Below are 6,925 nucleotides of genomic sequence, written 5' to 3'. Positions count from 1 at the left end.
CACGCCGGGGGGATTCACGACTTCGCACCGATCGGATACAGGGATTTCCCTGTACTCCGGGCGCCTCGGGCAAAGTTTCCGCGACGGTTGACCTTGACAAATTCCCAGGCAGCAACCGACGATCACCTACGGCGAGGTCACAGCCTCCCCGCAGGATCTGAATTGGAGCGCGACATGACCGCAGTGCAATCCAGGGCCGAGTCGATGATCACCGTGCACAACCCCGCTACCGGGGCCGTGTCGGGCACCGTGCCGATCGACGATCCCCAGACGGTGGCCGCCAAGGCAGCCCAACTGATTTCAGCCCAACCGGAGTGGGAGGGGCTCGGGCCGAGCGGGCGCAAGCGGTGGTTGTTGGCCTGGCAGGACTGGATCCTGGACCACGCCGATCACATCACCGAGGTGTTGATCTCCGAGACCGGGAAGTCGCACGTCGACGCCAGCGTGGAGGCGGTCGCCACGGCAGACGCCATCGGCTACTGGGCCAAGAACGCCAAGGAGTTTCTCGCCGACCGGCATCCCAAGGCGCACAGCCCGCTCTATCGCGTCAAGCGGTTCACCACCGCCTACCGTCCCTACCCGCTGGTCGGGGTCATCACGCCGTGGAACTTCCCGTTCGCGATGCCCGGCCTTGACATTCCGCCGGCTTTGGCGGCCGGCGCGGCCGTGCTGCTCAAACCCTCCGAAGTGACGCCGCTGTCGGCGGTCGAGTTCGTGCGCGGTTGGGCCGAGATCGGTGCACCGCCGGTGCTCGGCCTGACCACCGGCTACGGCGATACCGGCCAGGCGCTGATCGAGCACGCCGACTTCCTGCAGTTCACCGGGTCGACGGCCACCGGGCGCAAGGTCGCGGTGGCGTGCGCGCAACGGTTGATTCCCTACGGTCTGGAGCTCGGCGGTAAGGACCCGGCGATCGTGTTGGCCGACGCCGACCTCGACCGCGCCGCCAACGGCATCGCGTGGGGCGGGATGTTCAACTCCGGCCAGGTCTGCGTGTCGGTGGAGCGGGTCTACGTCGAAGCGCCGGTCTATGACGAATTCGTCGCCAAGCTGGCGGCCCGGGTCGGTGACGTGCAGCAGGGCCAGGACAAGGACACCGGCGCCATGGCGACCGCGGCGCAACGCGACATCGTGGCACGCCATGTCGACGAGGCGACGGCCGCGGGTGCTCGAGTGGTCGCAGGCGGCAAGGCGACCGGTGTGGGAACCTACTTCGCCCCGACCGTGATCGCCGACGTCGACTCGTCCATGACGTGCATGACCGAAGAGACCTTCGGGCCGACCCTGCCCGTCATCAAGGTCGCTGACGAGACCGAGGCCATCCGGCTGGCCAACGACTCACCGTACGGATTGTCGGCCACGGTGTGGACAGGCGATAGGCGCCGCGGCGAGCGGCTGGCGCGTCGGCTGGAAGTGGGCGCGGTGAACGTCAACGACGCGTTGGTCAATGTCTTCTGTCCGGGGCTGCCGATGGGCGGCTGGAAAGAATCCGGCATCGGCTACCGCGCCGGTGGCGCTTCCGGAATCATCAAATATTGTCGGCAGCAAGCGATTACGTCGCCGCGGCTGCCCACTCAGAAGTCCGAATTGCTGTGGTACCCGTCGTCGAAACGCCGGATGGCGATCGCACTGGGGGCCATGCGTGCCTTCGCAGCACGAGGGCGGCGTCGGTTCGGTTCGCGGACACGCGACTAAGAGGGCGCCCGCTCGTCAGAGTCGTGATCCCAAGTCTCGGGCAACAGCGGTATCGCCGGGCCGGCTCCGAAAGCGTTGCCGCGCAACCGGGCCAGTCCTGCTGCTCCCGCGTCGCTTCGCTGAGCTGTCCCGGTGAACCCCAGTGCTCCTGCCCCGGATTCCGAGCAGGCGGGTGTCGTTGTCTCGTCGGGCGTTTCGTAGTCGTCGGCGGCACCCAGCGTCATGGTGGCGTGGGCGTATTCCTTGATCTGGTCACGGCGCCGCCGGCGCGACCGCAGCGGTGCGCGAGCTGCCGGCGCGCGAGCCGAGACCGCCGCGGAAGCGCCGGCGGCTGGAGCCCTGGACTGGTCGCGGCCGGTCAGGCTGGGTCCGAAGCCTTCGGCGTGGCCCCCGGTCACCAGATAGGCCAACGTCTCGGCGCCGCCTGCCGGTAGTGCCGGCCCGGTGGTCGCTGCGTTTGCCGGGCCGGCGGAGGTCCCCGCCGAACCGGCGATACCGCTCGCGACACCGACGCCGAAGGCGACCGGCTCATGGGCCGGTCGGGCCACGATCGGGCGCCGCATCGGGACGGGCTGTGGCGCGGGCTGTTCGATGACCGGCTCCGGCGGTGGCACCTGCATCGATGCGATGAAGTCGTTGATGGCGTTGATCAGCAACGGCAGCACGATCGGGATCCGAACTGGAATCGTCACGATGAACAGGAGCGTTGACCAGAACACGATGTTCCAGAAGATGAACCAGAACCAGCGGTTGGCTTCCTCGATCGGATCCGTCGGCTCGTCGTCGTTGTTACCGGTTCCGTTGTCGGCGGCCAGGATCGGCGGCGCGGGGTCCGCGACGGGCAGCGACGCCAGGGCAGCGCCGGACGTCGCCTCGTAGGTCGCCATGACGGTGGCCGCCTGCACCCACATGCGGGCGTAGTCGGCCTCGTTGAGTGCGATCGGGATGGTGTTGATGCCAAAGAAGTTCGTGGCGGTCAGCACGCCGTGAATGGTGTGGTTGAGCGCCAGCTCTGCCATGGTCGGCATGGCGGCCAGGGCGGTGTTGTAGGCGGCGGCGACGACTTCGTGTTCGGTGCCGGTGCGGGCGCTGTCGATGCTGGCGCGCGTCAGCCACTGCAGGTAGGGCACGTGCGCCGTGGTGTAGCTGGCGGCGCTCCGGCCGTGCCAGGCCGCTGACCCGACGGCGCCCAGCACGGCGATCAGTTCAGCGGCCGCGGCAGAATATTCGCTGCTCAGCGCCGACCAGGCACCGGCGGAGGCCAGCAGGGCACCGGGGCCGGGCCCGCTGCTCAACAACGCGGAATGCACCTCCGGGGGAGATGCGATCCAACTACCGTTCACGCCGACACCAATTTCTACGAGCGAAACTGTAAATAATGTCAAGATAGCATTGCCTAAGCTAACTTCGACGGCGTTGCGGGTGATGAGAACGGCGGCGGACAGGCGCTGTGCGCCGGCGATAACCTGGGGTATGAGTCCCAAAACCACGTTCCGGGTCGCCCGTGTGTACGACGAACCCCGTGCCGAGGATGGTGAACGGATCCTTGTCGATCGGCTGTGGCCGCGGGGCTTCCGCAAGGACGACCCGCGGGTGGGGCACTGGTACAAAGACGCCGCGCCGTCGAACGAACTGCGCCATTGGTACAACCATCAGCCCGAGCGTTTCGACCAGTTCGTCAGCCGCTACGAAGACGAACTGCAGACCGCGAAGGGGGCCGCCGGGTTCGCCGGCCTGCGCGCTCTGGCCCGCGGCAAGAAGACTGTCACCCTGGTGACGGCGAGCCGGGACGTGGAGGGAAGTCACGCGGAGGTGTTGGCCAAGCTGTTGGCCCGACAGTGAACTAGCTGCGCCCCGCGGTGGTGATCGCCATCCCAATCGGAATGCTCACCACCAATGCCGCCAGGAAAAGCCGGTAGGCGAGCAGGGCCCAACCCCGAGGCGTGCTGCGCCGAACCCGGTAGAGCCACCAGGCCAGCACGATGAACAGCAGCCCAGAACCCGCATAGAACACCGCGACGTGGTCGGTGACGACGCCGACCACGATGGCGGCGCCGGACAGGTTGAACGCCGCGGCACCCAGCGTTGCTTCGCGAGGTGACGGCGAGGTGGCCGGCAGCAGTGCTTGGCCGGATCCGATCACCAGTTGGCCGGCCCCGAGTACCAGAACCAGGTAGGCCACCGCCCAGACCCCGTGACGGGTGGGCGCCGGGGCCGCGATGGCGGCGGCTATCGCGCCACCGACCACGATCGCGGTGGCGCCGGCTACCGCGAACGGTTTGAACGCGCCCCACTGCTCCCACAGCTGCACCGGAATCGGCCGCTGCGACGGGTGATCGGGGCGCGCGTCGACGGCATCGTTCATGATCAAGCCTCCCGAGTCAGAGATTACCGAGGCTGTCTAAAGTTATCGGGTGACCTCAGACTCTCCGGCCGCTCGACCGCGGCTGCAGCGGGAGATCTGGGTACTGCTCGTCGCGAACTTCTTGATCGCGCTTGGCTACGGACTGGTATCCCCGGTACTGCCGGTCTATGCGCGTCATTTCGGGGTGAGCATCTCCGCGACTACATTCCTCATCACCGCGTTCGCGCTGACACGATTGCTCTTCGCGCCGGTCAGCGGACTGCTCATTCAACGGCTGGGCGAGCGCTGGGTGTACGTGGCGGGCCTGTTGATCGTCTCGGTGTCGACCACGGCCTGTGCCTTCGTGCAGAACTACGGCCAGTTGCTGTTCTTCCGTGCGCTCGGCGGCGTCGGATCGACGATGTTCTTCATCGCCGCGGTGGGCCTGATGATCCGGATCAGCCCGGAGGACGCTCGCGGCCGAGTCGCGGGGTTGTTTGCCACTGCGTTCCTGCTGGGCACGGTGGGCGGACCGGTGTTGGGCAGTCTGACGGCAGGTTTCGGCCTCAGCGCGCCGTTCTTGTTCTACGGTTCGGTGTTGATCGTGACGGCCACCGGCGTCTTCGTCAGCCTGCGCCACTCACATCTGGCCGAAGCGGCCGAATCGGAGGGGCCGACGGTGTCGGTGCGGACGGCGCTGGGCAATCGCGCGTACCGCTCAGCGTTGTTGGCGAACTTCGCCACCGGCTGGTCGGTCTTCGGTCTGCGGGTCGCGTTGGTGCCGTTGTTCGTCACCGAAGTCCTGGGCCGCGGTGCCGCCTTCGCCGGCCTGACGCTGGCGGTGGTAGGGGTCGGCAACGTCTGCGCGGTACTGCCCAGCGGTCAGCTCTCCGACCGGATCGGTCGCAAGGGGCTGCTGATCGCCGGGCTGGCCGCGTCGGGCGTAACGACAGTCTTGCTGGGCGCGAGCGCATCGCTGGTGGTGTTCTTGGTGGTGGCGTATCTGACCGGGGTGGCATCGGGTATCTACGGGTCGCCGCAGCAAGCCGTCATCTCCGACTTGGTCGGCAACCAGGCCCGGGCGGGCACGGCGGTGGCGACCTATCAGATGATGGCCGATTTCGGGTCGATCGTGGGTTCGTTTGTGGTCGGCCAGATCGCCGAGCGGATGTCTTTCGAGTGGGGTTTTGCGGTCAGCGGTGCGGTGTTGCTGGTGGCGGCGCTCACGTGGCTGTGGGCACCGGAGACCAGGGACAGCGACCCGATCGGCGGGCTGGCCGACGCGACCTGGCTAGGCTCGGTTGATGGTGACACTGGACCGGCTGGTCAACGTGGTGGGCAGCTACGGGGTTCGGCTGAGGTTCTGCTCCATCCCGAGGACGACGCGGCTGAGCAGTGTCGTGATGCACGAGGTGACCGGTGAGCGCGTCGTTGTCGGCGACGTCCTGTTGGCGGTCGGCGCCCGCTCGGTAAAGGAGGCGGTGCGCTGGGCGGTGGCCGCCAAGGCCGTCGCGGTTCTGGTGCGCGACGTCGACGACAAGACCTCGTTCGTGGGCGAGGGTGAGTCGCTTGCCGTGCTGGTGGTGGACGCAGCGGTGTCCTGGAGCGAGTTGGCCGCGGTGGTCTACGGACTGGTGCTCGAAGGTCGTGAGACCGAGTCGGGCCGTGGGCCAACGGATCTTTTCGCTGTGGCCGACAGTCTCGCCGAAGCGGTGGGCGGTGCGGTCACCATCGAGGATCAGCTGGGCAGGGTGCTGGCCTACTCGCGTGGACAGCGGCACGCCGACCCGGCGCGGTCGGCGACAATCCTGAACCGGCAGGAGTCCGAGCCGCTTCGCGAGTTGTTCGAAAAGCAAGGCGTATTAGCGCATTTGGATATCAAGGACGAGCCGCTGTTCGTCGCGGCCGATCCCGAGTACGGCTTGACCGGCCGCATGGTGGTGGCGGTGCGTGCCGGCCGGGAGACGCTGGGCGCGGTATGGGTGGCCTGCCCGGGCCCGTTGAAAGGTGACCAGCTGACCGCACTGGGCGACGGTGCTCGCACGGTGGCATTGCACGTGCTGCGGTCACGGGCCAGTGCTGATCTGGAGCGGCAAGTCGAATCCGACTGGGTAACCAGACTTTTGGATGAGCAGACGGAGCCGGACGATGCTGTCGCCCTGGTCGCCAGGCTGGGCCTGCCGCAGGCTTCGTTGCGGGTGATCGCCGTGCACACCCGGATCGCCACGCAACCGCACGCCGGGCTGCTGCTGGCTTTCGAGGCCGTCACCACGGGCTTCGGGTGGTCACGCCCAGGTCGCAGCGCCCTGGCCGCCAACACTGTCTACACCTTGCTGCCCGCTGCGGACGCCGCCGCGGCTCGGCAGTGGCTGCGAGTCCTGGCCGGCGCCCTGCCACCGCACGCCAGCGTGTGGGCCGGGATCAGTGCGGTCGCCACGGTCACCGAGCTGGCCGCCGCGCGCCGCGAGGCCGAGGAATGCCTCACGCTGCACGAAGCCGGCCCGCCCGGGAGCGTTCCGCCGGCCTACGACGAGTCCTGGGACGAGGTCGTGCTGCGCCGGCTGCACACCGCGGCGCGAGCCGGGCGGGTGCCCACCCGCGGGCCGGTCGCAGAGCTACGTCACCACGACGCGGCCCACCACACGCCCTATGTGTCCACGCTGCGCGCTTGGCTCGACGCCCAAGGCGACTTGGCCCGGGCCGCTGAGCAGCTGGGCGTGCACGAGAACACAGTCCGCTACCGGCTGCGCAAGATGGCCGAGGTGACGCCACTGGGGTTGGAGGATCCGCGGACCCGATTCGCGGCGATGATCGAGCTCGCGGCGGGTGACATGTCGGAACTCGACAAACAGTGACGCTGCTGTTGTGCGATTCGGTTAAACCGGG

Annotated in this window: 6 protein-coding genes; 4 read left to right on the top strand and 2 right to left on the bottom strand. The window is 67.9% G+C overall.

Going from position 1 to position 6,925, the window contains the following annotated elements:
* The first annotated feature begins 174 nt into the window (after nt 1-174).
* On the top strand, nt 175-1,695 hold the full coding sequence (locus N416_RS0101025) for an aldehyde dehydrogenase family protein (RefSeq protein WP_024440279.1): 1,521 nt from the start codon (nt 175-177) through the stop codon (nt 1,693-1,695).
* On the opposite strand, the gene N416_RS0101020 is transcribed toward N416_RS0101025, so the two are convergent.
* Complete coding sequence (locus tag N416_RS0101020) at nt 1,692-3,038, bottom strand: PPE family protein (protein ID WP_051190138.1); 1,347 nt, start codon at nt 3,036-3,038, stop codon at nt 1,692-1,694. The genes N416_RS0101025 and N416_RS0101020 overlap by 4 nt on opposite strands.
* Before the next feature lie 130 nt (nt 3,039-3,168).
* Here N416_RS0101020 and N416_RS0101015 point away from each other — a divergent pair, with 130 nt between their 5' ends.
* Complete coding sequence (locus tag N416_RS0101015; protein ID WP_024440277.1) at nt 3,169-3,537, top strand: DUF488 domain-containing protein; 369 nt, start codon at nt 3,169-3,171, stop codon at nt 3,535-3,537.
* A 1-nt stretch (nt 3,538) separates the two neighbouring features.
* Here the strand turns inward: N416_RS0101015 and N416_RS21175 are convergent, their stop codons facing one another.
* Nucleotides 3,539-4,060, bottom strand: a complete 522-nt coding sequence (locus N416_RS21175; RefSeq protein WP_024440276.1) for a hypothetical protein — start codon at nt 4,058-4,060, stop codon at nt 3,539-3,541.
* A 49-nt stretch (nt 4,061-4,109) separates the two neighbouring features.
* Here N416_RS21175 and N416_RS0101005 point away from each other — a divergent pair, with 49 nt between their 5' ends.
* Both N416_RS0101005 and N416_RS0101000 read left to right on the top strand, forming a co-directional pair.
* Nucleotides 4,110-5,462 (top strand): MFS transporter, encoded by a 1,353-nt coding sequence (locus N416_RS0101005; protein WP_024440275.1) that lies wholly within the window; start codon nt 4,110-4,112, stop codon nt 5,460-5,462.
* Nucleotides 5,344-6,894, top strand: coding sequence for a CdaR family transcriptional regulator (locus N416_RS0101000; protein ID WP_024440274.1), 1,551 nt, complete (start codon nt 5,344-5,346; stop codon nt 6,892-6,894). Before N416_RS0101005 ends, N416_RS0101000 begins: the two co-directional genes overlap by 119 nt.
* Nucleotides 6,895-6,925: the final 31 nt, after the last annotated feature.

The organism is Mycobacterium sp. UM_WGJ, assembly GCF_000455125.1.
In the GTDB taxonomy this organism is placed as follows: domain Bacteria; phylum Actinomycetota; class Actinomycetes; order Mycobacteriales; family Mycobacteriaceae; genus Mycobacterium.
This window is presented reverse-complemented; position numbering and strand designations above follow the sequence as displayed.